12 protein-coding genes are annotated in these 21,083 nt (G+C 66.2%); 8 read left to right on the top strand and 4 right to left on the bottom strand.

The window, feature by feature from the left end; genetic code table 11:
- Positions 1-23 precede the first annotated feature (23 nt).
- On the top strand, positions 24-1,817 hold the full coding sequence (locus tag ACL02S_RS08800) for a DEAD/DEAH box helicase (protein ID WP_412801832.1): 1,794 nt from the start codon (positions 24-26) through the stop codon (positions 1,815-1,817).
- 117 nt (positions 1,818-1,934) lie between these two features.
- The gene (locus ACL02S_RS08795; RefSeq protein ID WP_412802078.1) at positions 1,935-5,291 is read left to right on the top strand and encodes an AAA domain-containing protein; all 3,357 of its coding nucleotides are present in this window, start codon (positions 1,935-1,937) and stop codon (positions 5,289-5,291) included.
- Positions 5,292-5,348: 57 nt separating this feature from the next.
- Here ACL02S_RS08795 and ACL02S_RS08790 read toward each other — a convergent pair whose 3' ends face one another.
- On the bottom strand, positions 5,349-6,527 hold the full coding sequence (locus ACL02S_RS08790) for an amino acid deaminase/aldolase (RefSeq protein ID WP_412801831.1): 1,179 nt from the start codon (positions 6,525-6,527) through the stop codon (positions 5,349-5,351).
- 50 nt (positions 6,528-6,577) lie between these two features.
- Entirely contained in the window at positions 6,578-7,060 is a 483-nt protein-coding gene (locus tag ACL02S_RS08785) for a TetR family transcriptional regulator (RefSeq protein ID WP_412801830.1), read from the bottom strand.
- Between the two features lie 406 nt (positions 7,061-7,466).
- Here ACL02S_RS08785 and ACL02S_RS08780 point away from each other — a divergent pair, with 406 nt between their 5' ends.
- A complete protein-coding gene (locus tag ACL02S_RS08780) occupies positions 7,467-8,213 on the top strand; it encodes a tyrosine-protein phosphatase (protein WP_412801829.1) in 747 nt (248 codons plus the stop codon).
- A gap of 7 nt (positions 8,214-8,220) precedes the next feature.
- Here ACL02S_RS08780 and ACL02S_RS08775 read toward each other — a convergent pair whose 3' ends face one another.
- Positions 8,221-9,471 (bottom strand): class I adenylate-forming enzyme family protein, encoded by a 1,251-nt coding sequence (locus ACL02S_RS08775; RefSeq protein WP_412801828.1) that lies wholly within the window; start codon positions 9,469-9,471, stop codon positions 8,221-8,223.
- A 92-nt stretch (positions 9,472-9,563) separates the two neighbouring features.
- Positions 9,564-10,358: an enoyl-CoA hydratase/isomerase family protein gene (locus tag ACL02S_RS08770; protein WP_412801827.1), complete on the bottom strand. Its 795-nt coding sequence runs from the start codon at positions 10,356-10,358 to the stop codon at positions 9,564-9,566.
- 217 nt (positions 10,359-10,575) lie between these two features.
- Here ACL02S_RS08770 and ACL02S_RS08765 point away from each other — a divergent pair, with 217 nt between their 5' ends.
- From ACL02S_RS08765 to ACL02S_RS08745, 5 genes are all read left to right on the top strand, one after another.
- Complete coding sequence (locus ACL02S_RS08765) at positions 10,576-11,304, top strand: hypothetical protein (protein ID WP_412801826.1); 729 nt, start codon at positions 10,576-10,578, stop codon at positions 11,302-11,304.
- On the top strand, positions 11,301-12,293 hold the full coding sequence (locus ACL02S_RS08760; protein WP_412801825.1) for an ATP-binding cassette domain-containing protein: 993 nt from the start codon (positions 11,301-11,303) through the stop codon (positions 12,291-12,293). Before ACL02S_RS08765 ends, ACL02S_RS08760 begins: the two co-directional genes overlap by 4 nt.
- A complete protein-coding gene (locus tag ACL02S_RS08755; RefSeq protein WP_412801824.1) occupies positions 12,290-13,114 on the top strand; it encodes an ABC transporter permease in 825 nt (274 codons plus the stop codon). The genes ACL02S_RS08760 and ACL02S_RS08755 overlap by 4 nt, the downstream gene beginning before the upstream one ends.
- A 125-nt stretch (positions 13,115-13,239) precedes the next feature.
- Positions 13,240-17,025, top strand: a complete 3,786-nt coding sequence (locus tag ACL02S_RS08750; protein ID WP_412801823.1) for an ABC transporter ATP-binding protein — start codon at positions 13,240-13,242, stop codon at positions 17,023-17,025.
- 174 nt (positions 17,026-17,199) lie between these two features.
- Entirely contained in the window at positions 17,200-20,931 is a 3,732-nt protein-coding gene (locus ACL02S_RS08745) for a multifunctional oxoglutarate decarboxylase/oxoglutarate dehydrogenase thiamine pyrophosphate-binding subunit/dihydrolipoyllysine-residue succinyltransferase subunit (RefSeq protein ID WP_412802077.1), read from the top strand.
- Positions 20,932-21,083 lie beyond the last annotated feature (152 nt).

Raw genomic sequence — 21,083 nt, 5'->3', positions numbered from 1 at the left:
ACGGGGCAGTAAACTCCTGGTCAATGAGCACCAATCAGGTCGACAGCGTTCCTGGCGACAACGACAGGGACACCGACGGCCCGTCTTTCGCCGATCTCGGAATCGATGACCGCATCCTGGCGGCCATCGCTGACGTCGGTTACGAATCGCCCTCGCCGATCCAGGCCGCGACGATTCCTCCGCTGCTCTCCGGCGCCGATGTCGTCGGGCTCGCGCAGACCGGCACCGGCAAGACCGCCGCATTCGCCATCCCCATCCTGATGGGACTGCGAGAAGCCGCTGGCCGAAGCCCACGCGCTCTCGTACTCGCGCCGACTCGTGAGCTGGCGATCCAGGTCGCGGAGGCATTCGGCCGCTACGCCACGCATATTCCCGGTCTGCATGTGCTGCCCATCTACGGCGGCCAGAGCTACGGCGTGCAGCTATCGGGCCTGCGCCGCGGCGCGCATGTCGTGGTCGGCACGCCGGGCCGGGTGATCGATCACTTGGAGAAGGGCACGCTCGATCTGTCGCAGCTGCAGTACCTCGTACTGGACGAGGCCGACGAGATGCTCAAGATGGGCTTCCAGGAGGATGTCGAGCGCATTCTCGCCGATACCCCGTCGGACAAGCAGGTGGCACTGTTCTCCGCGACCATGCCTGCCGCGATCCGCAAGATCTCCAAGCAATACCTGCACGATCCGGTCGAAATCACGGTCAAGGCGAAGACCTCGACCAATACCAACATCACCCAGCGCTGGGTGCAGGTCTCACATCAGCGCAAACTGGACGCGCTCACCCGGATTCTCGAGGTCGAGTCGTTCGAGGCGATGATCATCTTCGTCCGCACCAAACAGGCCACCGAAGAGCTCGCCGAAAAACTGCGCGCCAGGGGTTTCTCCGCCGCGGCTATCAATGGCGATATCGCCCAGAACCAGCGCGAACGCACCATCGGACAGCTCAAGTCCGGTGCGCTGGACATCCTGGTCGCTACCGATGTCGCGGCGCGCGGACTCGATGTGGAGCGTATCTCCCATGTGGTCAACTACGACATTCCGCACGACACCGAGTCTTATGTGCACCGGATCGGCCGCACCGGACGCGCCGGACGCAGCGGTGAGGCGCTGCTGTTCGTCGCACCACGCGAAAGGCATCTGCTCAAATCGATCGAGCGGGCCACTCGGCATCCGCTGACCGAAATACAGCTGCCGAGCGTGGACGATGTCAACGCCCAGCGCGTCACCAAATTCGGCGACGCCATCACCGAGAATCTCGCCTCATCGAGTCTCGCGCTGTTCCGCAAACTGATCGAGGATTACGAGCGCGAGCACAACACCCCGCTGGCCGATATCGCCGCGGCGCTGGCGATCGGCTCCCATGACGGTGACAACTTCTTCATGGAGCCGGAACCGGAACCGGCCGAACGCCCGCGACGCGACCGGGCCCCGCGGGAACGCCCGGCCCGACAGTTCGACGAGGATCGATCCGGTGGTTCGCACCACCGAGTCAGCGGAGCCGAGCTGGCGACCTATCGGATCAGCGTCGGCAAACGGCATCGCGTGGCACCAGGCGCGATCGTCGGCGCTATCGCCAATGAAGGCGGGCTGCGTCGCAGCGATTTCGGACATATCAGCATCCGCCCCGATCACAGCCTGGTAGAGCTGCCGGCGCAACTGCCACCGGAGACCCTGGAGGCATTGCGTCGCACCAGGATCAGTGGTGTGCTCATTCAGCTGCAACTGGATCAGGGACCGCCGCAACACCGCTCGTTCAGCCGCGGCCAGCGCCGGGAACGGGAAGGCGCCAAGCGACCGGAGCGCCGTAAACCACGCTCCTGACCGGGAGGGGGCCACGAGGCCGGACGTGCTGGCTATACAGTGTTGCCGTTCGTGTGTGATGTGGCGCACGGACGGTAGCCGGTGTCCCGCGAAGACACAGGAGGGCCGCGCTTGTTCGTGTTCGGTGATCGTGTCGTCTGCTCCGCCGTCGATCTCATCCGCGCGGCGCACTGTGAGTTCGCGCTGCTGCGGGCCCTCGACACCGCGCTCGGCACCGTCGAGGCCGAGCCCGGCGCCACCGCGCCGAGGCCGGTATCGGCGCGGGCGATCACCGATACCAGACAGCAGCGGCTCGCCGGTTACCGTGCCAGGTTCGGTAGTGCGGTGGTGGAGATCGATCGCCCGCCAGGACAACCGGATGATCCGGCCGAACAGATCGCGGCGCTGACCGCGGCGCACACAGCGACTATCTCGGCCCTGCGTGCCTGCGCACCGGTGATCGACGGCCCGACCTTCTTCGATGGCCGATTCCATTGTTCATGTGACTTTCTGGTGCGTGCCGACCATCGGGTCCGCTACACGGTGCACGGCACCGCGCCCGCGCCGACGGAATGGGTCGGCGCCCTGCTCGAGCTCGCCGCGTGCGCCGAGGCCCTCGACCACTCCGGTGCGCTGACCGCGCCGTCGGTCCGGCTGCATGTGGGCGAAACGAGCACCGCCCATGCGCTGAGCGAACTGCGCGCGCTGTACCGCGCCCGCAGGCGCCGGGTGGAGCGCATTGTGGACGAGAAGCTCGGCGAGCTGCTGCCGGTGCAGTGGGGCGATCCCCGCTATCTCGCCTGCGGGCACTGCCACATCTGCGCTGCCGCCATATCCGCCACACGTGACCTGCTGCTCGTGGCCGGTATGCGCCTGCCGACCCGCGCCAGGTTCCTGGCAGCGGGAGTGCGCACCATCGATCGGCTCGCCACCGCCGAGCTCTCGGTGCCAGGTGTGCCGACGCCCGCCGTCACCGCGCTGCGCAGACAAGCGGAAACGCAACTACGGCACGAAGTATCGGGCGAGCGCGCGCACCTCCTTGTGAATGCGATCGCACTCGGCGCACTGCCACCAGCCTCCGGTGCCGACCTTTCGCTCACCATCACCGGGGGCGGGCGCGTACCGCTCCTCGTCGAGGTCGGTGGGGTGGACACGGTACACCTGTCACTGCGTACGTCGGTGGGTGCGGCAGCCGAACCCCACCGGATCACCGCCGAGGAACGCCGCGTGCTCGAGCAAGTACTCGACTATCTGACCCAGCGCCGTCGGCTGTATCCGGACCTGCACGTCTACCACTACACACCGCGGGCGCGCACGGCCCTGCTGCAGTGCACCGGACGACACGGGAGCGACGAAGAACTCGTCGCCGAGTTGCTGTACGCCGGTGTCCTGGTCGACTTGTACCCGATCGTCCGCAACGCGATGATCATCGGGGCGTCCTCCTATGACCTGAGCATGCTGCGGCACCTGCTTCCCGAAGTGGTGCCGCCACCCGTGACCGAAAGTGAGTGCCGCACGGTGTTGCGGCTGCGCGATTGGTTGCTCGACCGCGCGGCCGAACACGGCATCAGTCCGGACCCGGCGAACGCGGGGCAGGTGAACCCGTGGTGCGCGATGCCCGTTCCCGGTGAACCCGACCCGCTACCACCCCGGCCGTCCTCACTCGAAGCAGCCCTTTCGGAGTACGCCGCGGCACAAGATGATCCGCTGCATCCCGCTGCCCTGATGGCCGCGGCACTCGGCTACCACCGACGTGAGCGGCAGCCGCTGTGGTGGGCGCATTCCGATCGACTCGGCCTCCCCATAGACGAATGGACCGACGCTCCTGGAGTCCTGGTCGCCGAGTGGGGTGCTGTCGACGCCAAATGGCATCGCCGTCCCGGACACCCGGCCATGCGCCGGTATCTGACCATGAACGGCCGAATCGGAGCAGGTCACGGTGACGCGCCCGCACCGAGCGCACTCACCCCCGGGACCACCGTCTATACCTGCTACAACAGCCCGCCTGCCGGGAGCACGGCTACGGCGCCCGGCAGGCGGGTCACTGCGGCAGCCACGGTGCTCGGTTGCTCGGTCGGCACCGAGGTCGACGACACCGTCCGGTTGGCGGAACTACTACCCGCGGGCTGCGCACCCTATGACGAGTTGCCATTCGCGATCACGCCCGGCCTGCCAGCCAGGGACGAGAATGCCGAGCAAGCAATCGAACTCGCGGCACAACGCTTGCTCATGGCACTGCCGGACACACCGCGTGCGGCCGTCTTCGACATCCTCACCCGCCGTGCCCCCCGGCTGCGCACAGATGCCCGATTGCCCGAAACACACGGCGACCATGCCACCGCGATCGCCATGGCGGTATATGCCTTGGACCACTCCTACCTAGCGGTACAAGGAGCGCCGGGCACCGGGAAGACCCCGACGGTGGCCCGGGTACTACAGCGCCTGATCACTCGACACAAATGGCGAATCGGCATTGTCGCCTACAGCCATACGACCGTGGAGAATCTGCTCGATGCCGTAGTACGGATCGGGGTGCTGCCCGAACTGGTCGCCAAGCAGGACGCGTCCACGATCGCGCCGGAATGGGCCGTGATCGATGCCGACCGCTATCCGCGTTTTCTGGACAACGCGATCAATGGCTGCGTGCTCGGCGGCACCGTGGCCGATTTCGCGAACGAGCACCTGGTGGCGCGGGAAAGCCTCGATCTGCTCGTCGTCGCCGATGCTGGCCGTTTCACGCTGGCCGATACCGTCGCTGTCGCCGCGAGTGCGCACAACCTGCTGATACTCGGCGACCCCGCCCCTGTATCCACCTATGGTGCGCATCCGGCGCCCGCGGACGAATCGGTGCTCGGCTGGTTGGTCGAAGGCCGCCAGACCCTACCCGCCGCGCGGGGTTACTTCCTCGACCGCACCTGGCGGATGCATCCCGCGGTATGTGGATCCGTCTCCCGGCGGTATTACGACGGCCGCCTGCGCTCCAACGAAACCGTCACGTTGGCAAGGCATCTGGAGGGTACCGCACCCGGAGTGCACACCGTACTGGTCGATCACTACGGCAATTCGACCACCGCGTCCGCCGAGGCGCGTGAGGTGGTCCGCCGGGTTCGTACCTTGCTCACCCTGTCGTGGACGATCGGCACGACAACGCGCAAGCTGCACCCACACGACATCTTCGTGGTCGCGCCCTATGCCGCGCAGGCAGGCTGTATCCAGACCTTGCTGGCCCAGGCCAAGCTGGAGGATGTGCTGGTGGGGACGCCTGATCGGTTCCGTGGCCGGGAAGCCGCGGTCGTATTGCTCTCGATGACCAGTTCCTCCCCGGCCGACGCACCCTCCGGTATGTCGGCGCTGTTATCGCACGAGCTGATCCGCGACACACTGTGCCGGGCCATGTGGCAGGCGATCATCATCCGTTCCCCGCTGCTCACGGAGTACCTGCCCACCACAGCGGCGGAACTGACCGACCTCGCCGCGCTCCTTCGGCTGGGCTGACTGTGCTCAGCCGAAGGCAGTGCTCAGCCTGAGGCGGTGCTCAGCCGAAAACGGCGGTCAGCCGAAACAGACGCCCTCACCGCGATAGGTCGGGACCCCGATCCTGGAGCCATCGGTATCGACCAGATACACCGTGTCGAACCGCTCACACATTTCACCGGCCTTCGCGTGCCGGAACCATACTCGATCTCCGATGCGCAACTGCGCCGCGCCCGACAGCGGAGTCTGCACCTCACCCGCACCTTCGGCGCCGAGCAACTTCAATCCACTCGGCCACACCGGTTTCGGCACCCGCGCGGGCCCAGCCGGGCCGGAGGCGATATAGCCGCCGCCGAAGACAGTGGCGATTTTCGACGTCGGCCGTCGCTGCACCGGAAGGGCGAAGAACAGCGCTGGCCTCGGGGTGAACGACCGATACCGGTCGAACAGTGTCGGCACGTACAGCCCCGATCCCGCGGTCACCTCGGTGACATCCGGATCGGCGGTGCTGATCTCGATGGAGCCGGTACCGCCGCTGTTGACGATCTCGAGTGGTCCGGTCACCGAGCGGACCGCGTCGAGTACCTGCGCACGACGCTTGGTGATCTCCGTCGCGGAAGCCCGTTTCATCAGGCGCACCGCGATATTGGTATCGGCCAGCCCCGCGAGCTGGGCCTCATAGGTCATAACTCCCACTACGGCGAAACCCCGGCGCAGTGCCGCGCTCGCCAGCGTGGCCGCCTGCTGCGGTGTGCGCAGCGGGGAGCGGCGCACGCCGAGATGGAGCGGGCCGATACGCAGGGAAGCGTCCACGTCCAGGCAGATCCGAGGGCGCACTCGGTCGGTGCCCGCGGCAGCACGGATCAAGTCGAGCTGAGCGGCATCGTCGACCATGAGTGTGATCGATCGCAGCAGGATATCGTCGGCGGCCAGTTCCGCCAGCGCCGCACGGTCCACGGTGGGGTAGCCGAGCAGCACATCACGCGCCCCGTGCCGAACCAGCCAGATGGCCTCACGCAGTGAATAGGACATGATGCCCGCGAAGCCACCTGCCGCGGTGAGGTCGGTACCGAGCACTTCGGCGAGCACGGCGCGACAACGCACGGACTTACTGGCCACCCGCACCGGGACCCCACGGGCACGGCGCACCAGATCGGCTGCGTTCGCGCGGAGGACGGACAAATCGAGGGCGGCCAGCGGAGGGTCCAGCTCGGCGGTGGCCGCGTGCAGCCCCGCGATCGACGACGTCTGGATCACCCGAACAACTCAACCACCAAATTGGTCGAACGTCCAGTATTACGTGTCGATCAGAGCTCGACCGCTTTCATGGCTATGGTGCTGACCAGATCGTCCAGTACCACCAGAATGGCCTCGTCATCGAAATCGGCCAGCCAGCGCAGTATGGCGCCGCGAACGAGCGAGAGGCCGTAGGCCGCGATCGACTCCACCGGCTCCAGCCACTGGGTGCCCGACAGCTCGGCGCACAACCGGAGAAACTCGGCCGCCTCTTTTTCCAGCTCCAGAAAAGCCTCGGTCGCGGCCGGGTCGGCGACTCTGCCCGTCCACCTCCCCTGGCGGGCGCGCAACATCCGAACTGCCGACTCATAGGCCTCGATATGCTTATCCGGCGAGGCCGTGATCAACGGCACATGCTGGCTGATCCCGGCGTGCAGCAACGTCCGCAACGCACGGACTCCAGGCCGGTCGATGGTGACCGCCGCCTGCTCGACCGCTTCGCGAATAGCAGGCCGCAGCCGTACCTTCGTTATCACTTCTCCACGTGCGCTCAACGACGACTCCTCGGCGAAAGAACTCGCGCGCCTCAGTCGGCACGACTCGCTGAACTTCGAGGGCAACTTCGGGAAACCTCGAGGTCGCCCGGTCCAACGTTCATTGATGGTAGAGGTTTTTCGGGTTTTGGGAACACATTCCATGGGTAATTGCAAACTCAAGGAATTTTTTGTTATTCGATAGATATTGCTCCGCAATCGCATTGTGTCTCTCGGAATTAGTGCCGCGACAGCCGATCTCGACCGCTGGCGCTATCCTGCGCACCACTGGGCAATGGGCGGGTTTCCGAGCGCGGACAGTATAAAAATGTGATGCAAATCACATATAATGAGGTTTGAACCCTGCTGAAGGGGAGTTCGTCTACATCCGCCACCTTCCGTTCCGTGATACCGCTAGCCTGAATCGGTGACTGTCTCGCCCTCCGCCGATCACTACTCTCTCTCCGGCACGTTCAACTTCCGGGATACCGGCGGGCTGCGCACCGAAGACGGCGCGAAGATCCGTCCCGGTGTACTACTGCGCTCGGCGCAGCTGAGCGGACTCGACGACGCAGGCCACGCCACACTGCGAGAACTGGGCGTCAGCGATGTGCACGACCTACGCGGGCAGCGGGAAATCAAGCATATCGGCGCCGACCGACTACCCGAGGGTATCCAGCTGACCATTACTCCGTTCGATTCCAGAATGGCCGAGGCGCCGCCACACGAGACACTCACATTGACCGCGTACACCCATATGCTCGAGGTATACCGGATGTTCCCGGCATTACCCGAAGCGCATACCGCCATCCTGGCCCTCGCCGAATCCATTGTACGCGGCACGGGCGCGGTACTGGTGCACTGCGCGGCGGGCAAAGACCGCACCGGCTGGGCTGTCGCGACGCTATTGCGCGCGGTCGGGGTCACCGAGGCCGATGTCCGAACCGACTATCTGCTCAGCAATGTGGCTGTCGACGCATTACGCGTATTGATAGACACGAAACTACCTTCCGGTGCGGAAGCCTCGGCCGATCTACTCGGGGTGCGTACCGAATATCTGGAAAGCGCTACCGCTTCGATGCGGGAATTGCACGGTGATCTATCCGGCTACCTTTCAGCTATCGGATTGACGGCGGAACTGCGCGCGCGCTTGCGTACGCGACTACTGGAATGAACCAGGATCACTCCACGGATACCCGCTCGCGGCGCACCAGGCCATCGGCGTCGATAGTCACCTGATCCCCGGTGTGGAACCATGTTCCGGTGAACCGCGCCGCGGTCATAGCCGGGTCGTTCCAATAGCGTGGCGTGACACTCGGCCCACGGCACAACAGTTCGCCGGATCCCGCAGTCGCATGCGGCCCACACAGTGCCAATTCCGTACCACCGAAGGGGAATCCGAGCACCGAATCCCGTCGATCGGCAGCGCGCTCGGCATCGTCCACCGCGAGGCCGATACCGCTGGTCTCGGTCGCACCCCAGACCGACCACTGGCGCGCGGCAGGGAACAGACCATGCAGTTCGATCGTCAGATCGACCGGGATAGCCGGTGCCGCGGCGCATTCGGCACGATGCACAGCTTTGCTGATCCGCGCGACGGCCTCGGTGCGTAGGCCGTCGGCACGCAATCCGGCAAGTGCGGGCAGCAGGCCCGCGAAAATCTGCGGTGTCGCGGAGACCATATCGACCCGCTCGGCCGAAAGGGCTTCGGCCACATCGCAGACTTTCCTGGCGAGCACAACCGTGCCGCCAACCGCGAAAGTCGGCAACAGTTGATCGACACATCCACCTGCCTGCGCCAACGGCAGCAACACCAAATTACGCAAACCATCCGTCGGCAGATCCAGCGCGGCGACCACCGAGCGCACGGCGGACAATAGATTCTCGTTGGTCAGCTCAACGCCTTTGGGGGTGGCGGCGCCGCTCGTGTAACACAACAGCGCCAGATCCCCCAGGGACGCTCCATCGTCGATATAGGCGGCGCCGTCGGGCAACTCGACCTCAGCGCCCGTGCGGCCGAGCACGAGATCGGCACGACTGTCGGCGAGCACACGCGCGGCCACCGGTTCGGTTTCGCCATGGCACATCAGTACCGGCACCGCACCGCTGAGCAAGGCACCGAGAAAGGCTTGCACCCAGGCCACACCCGAGGGCATGGCTATGGCGACCCGGTCGCCATAGCCGATGCCCTGTTCCTGTAGCCCGCCCGCGATCCGGGAAGCGGAGTGCCACAGCTGCCGGTAGGTCAGCCGCGGACCACCGACCTCGACGACCGCCTCACGGGTGGCGAACGCGTGCATCTGCAGATCCAGCAGTTCGGTCAGCGCGGGCGTGAGGTTTCCGTAGCGCAACACCCCATCCGCGCCCCGAGCGAGTAGGTTGTTCCGCACGAGCGGACCGGTCAGGGGAAATTCGACGAGCAACTGCGACATTCGTCCTCCGCGTGCCTCGAGCCGTCAGGCACTGTGACTATATGACTCATATCACAATTGCGCCGAGGTAGGCGGAGAACGTGTCCGCTTTTTCACCTACCGGTGTAGTCGGCCTTCCCCGGTCCCACCTCGAGGAAGCTGCGGACCGCGCCGACCAGGTCGTCAGTGCCGAACAGCGCGCCGGACACCTCCGGTGTCACCGAATCCGCATGTGCCACACCGCCGGAACGCCATGACTCGATGATCTTCTTGGTCGCCGCATGTGCCTTCGTCGGACCGTCGGCCAGTCGGTAGGTCAGCTCTTTCGCCGCCGTGTCCACGTCCTCGTGCACCGCGTTCACCACCCCCCACTCGGCCATTGTCGCCGCGTCGTAGCGGTCGCCGGTCATCACGAATTCACGAGCCCGCCCCGATCCGGCACGTTCGGCCAGACGCTGCGGGCCGCCCATCGAAGGAGTCAGCCCCACGACGATCTCCACCAATCCGAACTTCGCCCGCGGCGCGGCGAGCACGATATCGCAGGCGAGCGCGATCTCGAAGGCCGCGGTCAGGGTCAGCCCGTGCGCGGCGAACACCACCGGACACGGCAGCGCCTCCAACGGATGAATGATCTGTGCGAACAGCCCGCGCCACAGCTCAGCCCCCTGTTCGACACTCAGGCCGTCGAACAGATGCACGTCGACACCGCCGGATACGACCTTGCCCTCAGCCCGCAGGAGCACCGCCCGCGGTGGTCGCGCCGACAGTTCGGCGATATCGGCGATCAACGCGTCCAGCATCACCTGATCGAACAGATTGAGCGGCGGATGGGCGAGCGTGAGAATCGCTACCTCCGCACCGCCTTCGGTGATCTCGCGTTCCAGACGGGTGGCCTTTGTTTCACTCATCCGGTCAGCGTACGAGGTCGATCCGGCAGTGCGCCCGGGTTATCGGTTCCAGCGTCAGCGCGCTACCCGGCGCACCTGGTGCAGGCACCGATACCGCGTGAGCGACCGAGGTTCGAGATGGAACCGATCCGGCCCGGCGCTTCGTTGTCATAGCGAGCTGACGGCGACCTGTGCCTTACAGTTCACTCCAGCAGAACGGAAAGGGAGGATGCCGCCGATGTTCCAAGGCGCGTTCGAGAAGACGGTGGTCGAACTGCTCGATACCGGGTCCCGCCTGCAGGCGCCCGCGGTGGCCAGATACGTCGACCACATCCGGCGTTCGCATCCTGAGGAAAACCCCGCGCAGCTCATCCAACGGCTGGAGAAGCAGTACCTGCTCGCGGTAACCGGCAGCGGCGGCGCGGTCGGTGCGACCGCCGCGGTTCCCGGTATCGGCACCGTCGCCGCGCTCGCGGCGGTGAGCGCGGAAACCACGTTCTTCATGGAGGCCTCGGCGCTGTTCACACTCGCGGTGGCCGCGGTGCACGGGATTTCACCCGCGGACAAGCAGCAGCGCAGAGCGCTGGTCCTTGCTGTCGTGCTCGGCGAGAGTGGTATGGAAATCGTGCAGAAGAGCGTTGGCACTTCCGCGAAGAACTGGGGTACGGCGTTCGCCAACCGGATCCCGGGGTTGTCGAGCATGAACGATTCGCTGTTGAAGCGGTTCATCGTCCGGTTCATCACCAAGCGCGCCGCGCTGATGGCAGGCAAGGTGTTGCCCGCCGGGATCGGTGCCGCGATCGGCGGCGCGGGCAACCGCGCCCTCGGCAAAGCCACGATCACCAACGCGCGCAATGCCTTCGGACCACCGCCCGCCACCTGGCCCGCCGATCAGCTGAGCATCGAGGGTGCTCCGCGCACCGCGATCGACCCGGCGAAGCCACAACCCCCGACCACATCACGATGAGCGGGACACGTCCGGCCGCGTTCGCGATCCGCGGGCTGACCAAACAATACGACCGGACAACCGCAGTGGCGGACATCACATTCACTGCGCCATGCGGCGCCACCACGGCCCTGGTCGGACCGCGGGGTTCGGGCAAAACCACCATCCTGCGGATCCTGCTCGGCCTGACCACGCCCACCTCCGGCACCGTAACGATCGGCGGGCCAGGGGCACTGCGCCGGGTCGCCGCTGGTCCGGGGCACGTACTCGGTGGCGTGCTCACGCCACGCGGACTGCATCCGGCCAGAACGGCGCGCGATCACCTCCGGATCTACGCGGCCGCGGCCGGTGTCCCGGACGCGCGAGTGACCGAGGTGCTCGAGTTCATAGGGCTGACCGGGTATACCGAGAAGCGGATCGGCACCTTGACGACCGGACAGCAGACCAGGCTGGCGCTGGCCACCGCGCTGCTCAGCGATCCACTGCTGCTGGTGCTCGACGATCCGATGGACGGCCTCGATACCGGGGAACGGGGTTGGCTGAACGACTTTCTGCACCGGCACACCCGCCGCGGCGGTAGCGCTGTGCTGTCCGGCCAGAGCCTCACCGCGGTACTGCCCGCCACCGACAACCTGATCGTGCTGAGCGAAGGCGCTGTGGTGTACCGGGGCAGCCCGGCACGGCTGCGGCGCGGATATCCGGACCGGCTGGTTGTCGCGACGCCGAGCCCTGTCGCACTGGCGACCATGCTCGCCGCACAAGGGTTCACCGACGCGGTGATCCGCGCCGACGGCCGTCTCGCCGTCGCCGAAGCGACCGAGACACAGATCCGGGCAGCGGCCGGGGCGGCACGGGTGCGCGTAGACACCATCGTCCCCGACCCGATCTCGCCCGACCGGGTACTCGCCGCACTGACCGAACCCGCCGCCGCGCCGATGCCGCACCATCCCGGCCTCACCATGGCAGGTCCGAGGCAACCGACGCCGATGCCTTATGGAATCCAACGATGATCACTATCCTGCCCGCGGACCTGATGCCGAATGTGACCTCCGAATTCCGCAAGGCGGTCACGATGCCGCGCGGCCGGGTACTCGCGAGCACCATCGGTGCGGTCGCGCTGATCGCGAGCATCGTAGCGACGCGCATTGCCACACCATCGGGTCCACCGGATCCAGCAGCCCGGTTCGCCACCGCTCCGGCGACGATCGGGCTGTACGCCGGACTTGTGACAGTGGTACTGGCCGCGGCCTGCTTCGGTGTGCTCAGCGGTGGCGCCGAGTACCGGTACCGGACCATGGCGGTGACCATGTTGTTCGCCCCCGACCGTGACCGGTTCACGGCAGCGAAGTTCCTGGTTACCGGATGCTGCGCGCTCGTGGCGGCAGCGGCGGTCGAGCTGATCACGCTCGCGGGGTCGGCGACGGTGGAACTGCTCACATCCGGCACCCTGTTCGGTGTCGAACGCGACAAGATCACCGTCACCGCGGAGTTGTTCGGGGTGCTCGGCGGCGGACTGCTCACCGTGGTCTGCTGGTCTCTGCTCGGAGTCGGCGCAAGCATCCTGCTGCGCTCGTCCACCGGCGCGTTCGCGCTGTTGCTCGGCTGGGGCGTACTCGTCGAGCCCCTACTGTGGCTGCTCGCGCACGGCTTCGGTATCCCAGGGGTAGCGACCCTGCTTCCGCTTTCCGCCACAGTGGCCACTGTGGCGGCGGGCGCGTTTCCTGACAACGATTTCCTCGCCCCAGCTCCCGCTGCCGCTGTGGTCCTGCTGCTGTGGACCACCGGTATCGGTGTCGCGAGCTGGTGGAGTCTGCGCACCAAGGACCTGTGATCCGCACCCTGCGGTGATCCACAGCCCACTGTGATCCGTACGACCCATGGGGAACAACGACCTGTCGGCGCGTGTCGGTACCGTCTGGTTGAGGAACACGGCACGGTTAGGGGCGAGCGGGCGAGGTGGACAAAGGCGAGAGACCGGGGTGGATACGGCGGCTGTGGGCCGAATGCCTGCCGCACCGAGGGGTCCGCGTCGGCCTCGCGGCAGCAATGCTCGGCGGAGCGGTCATCGAGACCGCCGGGCCGCTGCTGACCAAACAGGCGATCGATGCGGCAGGCCGCGGTGATACGGCGGCCATCGGTGTGGTCGCCTGCCTGATCCTGCTGTTGGCCTTCGGCCGGTCCGCCGCCGGATTCGGGCGACGCTTACTGGCCGGACGACTCTCCCTCGACGTACAGCACACTCTGCGCGTGCATATCCTCGGCGCCCTCCAACGACTCGACGGCACCGGGCAGGACGCCCTGCGCACCGGGCAGGTGGTCTCGCGGTCGATCACCGATCTGCAGCTGGTACAGGGTCTGCTGGCGATGGCGCCGCTATCGGGCATGGCACTGTTGCAGTTCGTATTCGCGGCCGTGGTGATGGTGTGGCTATCCCCACCTCTGGCCGCCGTGGCGCTGCTGGTAGTGCCCGCGATCGGCTTGGTGGTCTATCGCATGCGACCGCGGCTGCACGCGGCGACCTGGTCCGCGCAGCAGCGCGCCGCCGACCTCGCACAACATGTCGAGGAAACGGTTACCGGAGTACGGGTGGTCAAGGGCTTCGGCCAGGAAGCGCGAATGGTCGATCTGCTGGAGCGGCACGGCCGCACCCTGTTCGCGGAGCGGATGCGCGTCGCGGCGATCGACGCCCGATTCGCACCGACCGTCGCGGCGATTCCTCAGTTCGGTATGGTCGCGGTCATCGCCATCGGCGGAGCGCTCGCCCTGCACGGCAGCATCGGGATCGGCACTTTCGTGGCCTTCGCCGCGTACGTCGCCGTTATGACCGCTACCGCGCGCATCCTCTCATCTGTGCTCGTCATGGCCCAGCTGACCAGGGCAGCGGCAGAGCGAGTATTCCAAGTGATCGATACCGCACCGGTCAGTTCCGATCCCGCGGCCCCTGTCGATCTGCCGGACGGGCCCCTCGGTATCGAGATCGACGCGCTCACCTTCGGTTTCGACCCCGGACAGCCCATCCTGCGCGAACTGGATCTGCGAGTGCGGCCCGGCGAAACGGTAGCCGTCATCGGCCCGGCCGGTTCCGGAAAATCCACACTCGCCCTGCTGCTCTCCCGGTTCTACGCGCCGGATTCCGGCAGCATCCGGCTGTTCGCCGAGGAAAACACGGCATATACCATCCCGCCACCCACCGACCCCACCCACATCAGCCCGCGGCACGGCACGGCACTCACCGCCGAATCCGTCCCTGTCGATATCACCGATGCGCGCGCCACCGACCTGCGCGCAGCCGTCGGCGTGGTCTTCGACGAGCCCTTCCTGTTCTCCGACACCATTGCTGCCAATATCGCGCTCGGGCGCCCGGAAGCGACTGACGAGGAGATCAGGCAGGCTGCCACGCGCGCGGCGGCCGACGAATTCATCGCCGAATTACCCGAGGGATACGACACCGTGGTCGGTGAACGCGGGCTCACCCTCTCCGGTGGACAGCGGCAGCGGATCGCGCTGGCCAGAGTGCTGCTGGCCCGTCCACGCATCCTGGTGCTCGACGACGCCACCTCGGCGGTGGACGCGGTCACCGAAGCCGCGATCTTCGACGCGCTGCCCGACCGCGGCGGACGCACCACGCTGATCCTGGCGCATCGAGAATCGACGCTCGCCCACGCCGATCGAGTGATCAGGTTGCCTGCGCCTGCCGGGCCTCCCGCCCTCGAAGCCTGCGCCACGGCGGACCGGGTGACAGATCGCTCCCCCGGTGGCCGCTCGATGGGCGCGGCGGCCACGGTGCGCGAGACACCCGAGTTGCGCCGCACCATCGAGCGCCTACCACCAGCCACCGAACAGCCTGCCTCGGACACCCAGCAGTTACGCGAACCCGATCCACACTTCCGGCTGAGCCGGATGCTGCGCCCGGTACGCGGGCTGATTCTGACTGTAATGACGCTGCTGGCCGCGGACGCGCTGCTCGGCATCTCGTTCCCACCGCTGGTGCGCTACGCCATCGACAATGGAGTGCTCGGTGACGACGCCGGGGTGCTGGTCCGCGCGGCCCTGCTCGGCGCAGTACTCGCCGCGGGCGGCTGGCTGGTCGGCGCGGCGACCACCGTGCTCACCGCGCGCACCGGGGAACGCATGCTGTTCGCCTTGCGGGTACGCAGCTTCGCCCATCTGCAACGGCTCGGGTTGGACTACTACGAACGCGAACTGTCCGGGCGGATCATGACCCGGATGACCACCGATGTCGACGCATTGTCGACATTTCTGCAAACCGGTGTCGCCACCAGTCTGATAGGTCTGCTCACCCTGGCCGGGATCACAGTCGCGTTGTTCGCCATCGATATCTCGCTGGCCCTCGTGGTGCTGGCGACCGTGCCCGCGCTGGTGCTGGCGACGGTCCTGTTCCGGCGGGTATCCTCCGCCGCGTACACGGTCTCGCGCGAACACGTATCAGCGGTCAACGCCGACTTCCAGGAGAACGTGACCGGTTTACGCGCAGTGCAGGCCAATCGGCACGAGCCACGCGCGGCCCGGCGTTTCGCAGAATACTCCCAGCGCTACCGCAACAGCCGATTACGCGCACAGCGCGCGATCGCGCTGTACTTCGCGTTCGTCGTCGGATGGGCCGATATAGCCCTCGCGGCGGTGGTGTTCTTCGGCGCCCGTGAAGTCGCCGCAGGCGCGACCAGCGCGGGCACCCTGGTCGCGTTCGTGCTGTACCTTCAGCTGCTGTTCGGCCCGATCCTGCAGCTGTCCCAAGTATTCGACGGCTACCAGCAAGCCAGAGTCGGCCTGCGCCGGATCGGGGAATTGCTGCGCACCCCCTCTTCGATCGCGGCCGATCCGGCCGATCCGGTGCCGATCACGCACGGACTGCGCGGCGATGTGGCCTTCGACGACGTCCGATTCCGATACCCGGGCAGCCGGGTTCCCGCGCTGGATGGCGTCGGTCTGCGCATTCCGGCGGGCTCGAGCCTGGCCCTGGTCGGACCGACCGGCGCGGGCAAATCGACGGTCGTCAAGTTGCTGGCACGGCTGTACGACCTGCCGAGAGCCGAGCCGGAACATCCCACACCGAACCAGCCCACCGGGAATCCGGCGACACCGAGCGTCCGCGGCCGTCCCCGAGAAGCAATCCGCGTGGACGGCACCGATATCCGCGACTATCGCCTCGCCGATTACCGCGGCAGGCTCGGCGTCGTTCCCCAAGAAGCTCACCTGTTCACCGGCGATGTGGCGAGCAACATTGCATTCGGGAAACCATCCGCGACCGCGGCGGAGATCGCCGCCGCTGCCGCCGCGGTGGGTGCGGCGGATATGATCGCCGCACTGCCCATGGGGATGAACCAGCCGATCGGCGAGCGGGGCCGCGGCCTGTCGGCGGGGCAGCGGCAACTGGTCGCACTCGCCCGTGCCGAACTGGTCGCACCGGATGTGTTGCTGCTCGACGAGGCCACCGCGGCACTCGACCCGGACACCGAGGCAACGGTGCTGGCAGCGAGCCGATCACTGAGCCAGGGCCGGACTACGGTGCTCGTCGCGCACCGGCTCGGCACGGCCGCACGGGCCGATCGGATCGCCGTGGTCGACCACGGACGGATCGTGGAATACGGCCCACACGCCGAGCTACTCGCCGCAGACGGGCCATATGCCCGTCTATGGGCAGCGGCAGGTGGTACCGAAGGAATATTCTCGAGTACCGACGAGTCGTCACCTACGAAGTCGGGGGTGTCGGGTGGTCGGTGAATCGGCTGACCCCCTCCTGGGCCTATCCTCGGATGGAGTGTATCGGCAATCATCCGCCGATACCTGTGCCTGGCACGTCACAAACGTCGCAGCGCGAAGAACGAAAAGAGGCGAACACCTGCTGTGAGCAGCTCAACTTCCCAGTTCGGACAGAACCAGTGGCTAGTCGACGAGATGTATCAGAGGTTCAAACAGGATCCATCCTCGGTCGACGAGAGCTGGCACGAATTCCTCTCCGACTACACACCCGACGCGAGTGGCGAGTCCGGCAACAGTCACCCCGCGCCAGGGCAAGCTGCTGCCGCGCCTGCCGCCACCACACCTGCCGCCCCCGCACCCGCAGCGCCGAAGGCTCCCGCGCCTGCTGCCGCGAAACCCGCCACCACCGCCGCGAAACCCGCTGCATCGGCACCGGCTACCCCGAAAGCCGCCGCACCAGCACCGGCTACCTCCCGCACTCCGCAAACCACTCCGGCGCCGACATCGAACGCCGCGCCCACCTCCGGTCCGAAGCGGGACGACGCCACTGCCGATGAGGCCAAAGTGCTACGTGGCGCTGCCGCCGCTGTGGCGAAGAACATGGCCTCCTCGCTGAGCATCCCCACCGCGACCAGCGTGCGCGCCGTCCCGGCCAAGTTGATGATCGACAACCGCCAGGTCATCAACAATCACCTCGCGCGAACCCGTGGCGGCAAGATCTCCTTCACCCATCTGCTCGGCTATGCCATCGTGCAAGCGGTCAAGGCTTTCCCGAATATGAACCGGCACTACGCCGAGATCGACGGGAAGCCGAACGCGATCACCCCCGCGCACACCAACCTCGGCCTCGCCATCGACCTGCCGGGTAAGGACGGCAACCGCTCGCTGGTCGTCGCGGCCATCAAGGGTTGCGAGACAATGACCTTCGGGCAGTTCCACACTGCCTACGAAGACATCGTCCGCCGTGCTCGCGACGGCAAGCTCACCGCCGAGGACTTCTCCGGTGTCACCATCTCCCTGACCAATCCCGGCACCATCGGCACCGTGCACTCGGTGCCCCGTCTGATGAACGGCCAGGGCGCGATCATCGGCGCCGGCGCGATGGAATACCCCGCGGAGTTCCAGGGCATGAGCGATGAGCGCATCGCGGAGCTCGGCATCGGCAAACTGATGACGCTGACCTCCACCTATGACCACCGCATCATCCAGGGCGCGGAGTCCGGTGACTTCCTACGCACCGTCCATCAGTTGCTGATCTCCGACGATTTCTTCGACGAGATCTTCCACGGCCTCGGCGTGCCGTACGAGCCGGTCCGCTGGCGTAAGGATGTCCGTGAGCGCGGTGTCGACAAGAGCGCGCGCGTAATGGAAATGATCGCCGCCTACCGCAACCGCGGCCATCTGATGGCCGACACCGACCCGCTGCGGCTGGTCAAGGACAAGTTCCGCAGCCACCCCGACCTGGATGTCACCCAGCACAGCCTGACGCTGTGGGACCTGGACCGCACCTTCAGTGTCGCTGGCTTCCACGGCCAGGAGCGGATGAAGCTGCGTGATGTGCTCTCGCTGCTGCGCGACGCCTACTCCAGGCATATCGGCATCGAGTACACCCACATCCTGGAAACCGAACAGCTGCAGTGGATCCAGGACCGGGTCGAGCAGAAGCACGTCAAACCGACCATCGCGCAACAGAAGTACATCCTGAACCGGCTGAACGCGGCGGAGGCTTTCGAAACCTTCCTGCAGACCAAGTACGTCGGGCAGAAGCGCTTTTCGCTGGAAGGCGCCGAGACCGTCATCCCGATGATGGACGCGGTGATCGACCAGTGCGCCGAACACAGCCTCGACGAGGTCGTCATCGGTATGCCGCACCGCGGCAGGCTCAACGTGCTCGCCAATATCGTCGGCAAACCGTACTCGAAGATCTTCACCGAATTCGAGGGCAATATGAACCCGGCGGCCACACACGGCTCCGGCGACGTGAAATACCACCTCGGTGCCAGAGGCACCTATCTGCAGATGTTCGGCGACAACGAGATCGAGGTCTCGCTGACCGCCAACCCCTCGCACCTGGAAGCGGTCGACCCGGTCCTGGAGGGCTTGGTCCGCGCCAAACAAGACCTGCTGGACAAGGGCGACGGACCGGAGGGCTATTCGGTCGTACCGCTGATGCTGCACGGTGACGCCGCGTTCGCGGGCCAGGGTGTGGTCGCGGAGACGCTGAACCTGTCGGGGCTGCGCGGCTACCGAGTCGGCGGCACCATCCATATCGTGGTGAACAACCAGATCGGATTCACCACCGCTCCGGAGAACAGCCGCTCCACCGAATACTCCACCGATATCGCGAAATTCATCGGCGCTCCGATCTTCCACGTCAACGGCGACGATCCGGAGGCATGCGATTGGGTGGCGCGCCTTGCGGTCGACTTCCGACAGAAGTTCCGCAAGGACGTCGTCATCGACATGATCTGCTACCGCCGTCGTGGCCACAACGAGGGCGATGACCCGTCGATGACCCAGCCGTACATGTACGACGTGATCGACACCAAGCGCTCGGTCCGCAAGGCCTACACCGAAAGCCTGATCGGCCGTGGCGATATCTCGCTCAAAGAGGCCGAAGACGCGCTGCGCGACTATCAGGGCCAGCTGGAGCGGGTGTTCAACGAAGTCCGTGAGCTGGAGAAATACTCGCCGGAGCCGAGTGAATCGGTCGAAGGCGACCAGCCGGTACCAGCCAGCGTCGTCACCGCCGTGGACAAGGCCGTTCTGCAGCGCATCGGCGACGCCTTCCTCAACGTCCCGGACGGCTTCAGTGTGCACCCGCGGGTCAAGCCGGTGCTGGAGAAGCGCCGCGAAATGGCCTACGAGGGCAAGGTCGACTGGGCGTTCGCCGAACTGCTCGCCTTCGGCACCCTGATCGACGAGGGCCGTGCCGTGCGCCTGACCGGTCAGGACTCCCGCCGTGGCACGTTCACCCAGCGGCACGCAGTGATCATCGACCGCAAGACCGCCACCGAGTACACCCCACTGCACAACATCGGCAGCGAGCGACCCGGCTGGTTCGCGGTGCACGACTCGGCACTGAGCGAATACGCCGCCGTCGGTTTCGAATACGGCTACTCCCTTGGCAACCCCGATGCCCTGGTGCTGTGGGAAGCCCAGTTCGGCGACTTCGTCAACGGCGCGCAGTCGATCATCGACGAATTCATCTCCTCCGGTGAAGCCAAATGGGGCCAGCTGTCCGATGTCGTACTGCTGCTGCCACACGGCCACGAAGGCCAAGGCCCGGACCACACCTCCGGCCGCATCGAACGCTTCCTGCAACTGTGCGCGGAAGGTTCGATGACCGTCGCGGTGCCATCCACCCCGGCGAACTACTTCCACCTGCTGCGCCGCCACGCCCTGGACGGCATCCGCCGCCCACTGATCGTCTTCACCCCGAAGTCGATGCTGCGCAACAAGGCCGTGGTCTCCGACCTGAAGGACTTCACCGAGAGCAAATTCCGCTCGGTGTTCGACGAACCCGCCTACGAACAGGGCATCGGCGACCGTGACAAGGTCAAGCGGGTCCTGATGACCAGCGGCAAGCTCTACTACGAACTGGCCGCGGAGAAGGCCAAGCAGAAACGCGAAGACGTGGCGATCGTGCGGATCGAGCAGCTCTACCCGCTGCCGAGCCGCCGCCTGAACGAGGCACTCGAGGGCTACCCCAACGCCACCGACCTCGCCTGGGTCCAGGAAGAACCGGCCAACCAGGGCGCCTGGCCCTTCTTCGGCCTCAACCTCCCTGAAACCCTGCCCGCCCGGCTCGGCAAACTGCGCCGCATCTCCCGGCGCGCCATGTCGGCACCCTCCTCGGGTTCGAGCAAGGTGCACGCGGTGGAGCAGGCGGAGATCATCGCCGAAGCGTTCGAACCGACCACATAGTTTCCACTGACCTGACGCCGGGCCGAATCGACTCTTTCCCAGAGCGATTCGGCCCGGCGTTCGGCTATTCGGCGCCCCTGGCCCCAGACATCTGCTTTTTCAGCGGAATCCGATCGTGCAGTAAGAGATCGACGCATCTTGCACTGACTCCG

Origin of the sequence: Nocardia spongicola (genome assembly GCF_047200775.1) — a bacterium.
Classification (GTDB): Bacteria; Actinomycetota; Actinomycetes; order Mycobacteriales; family Mycobacteriaceae; genus Nocardia.
Note: the sequence above shows the minus strand (reverse complement) of the source record. Positions and strands in the feature narration are given on the sequence as shown.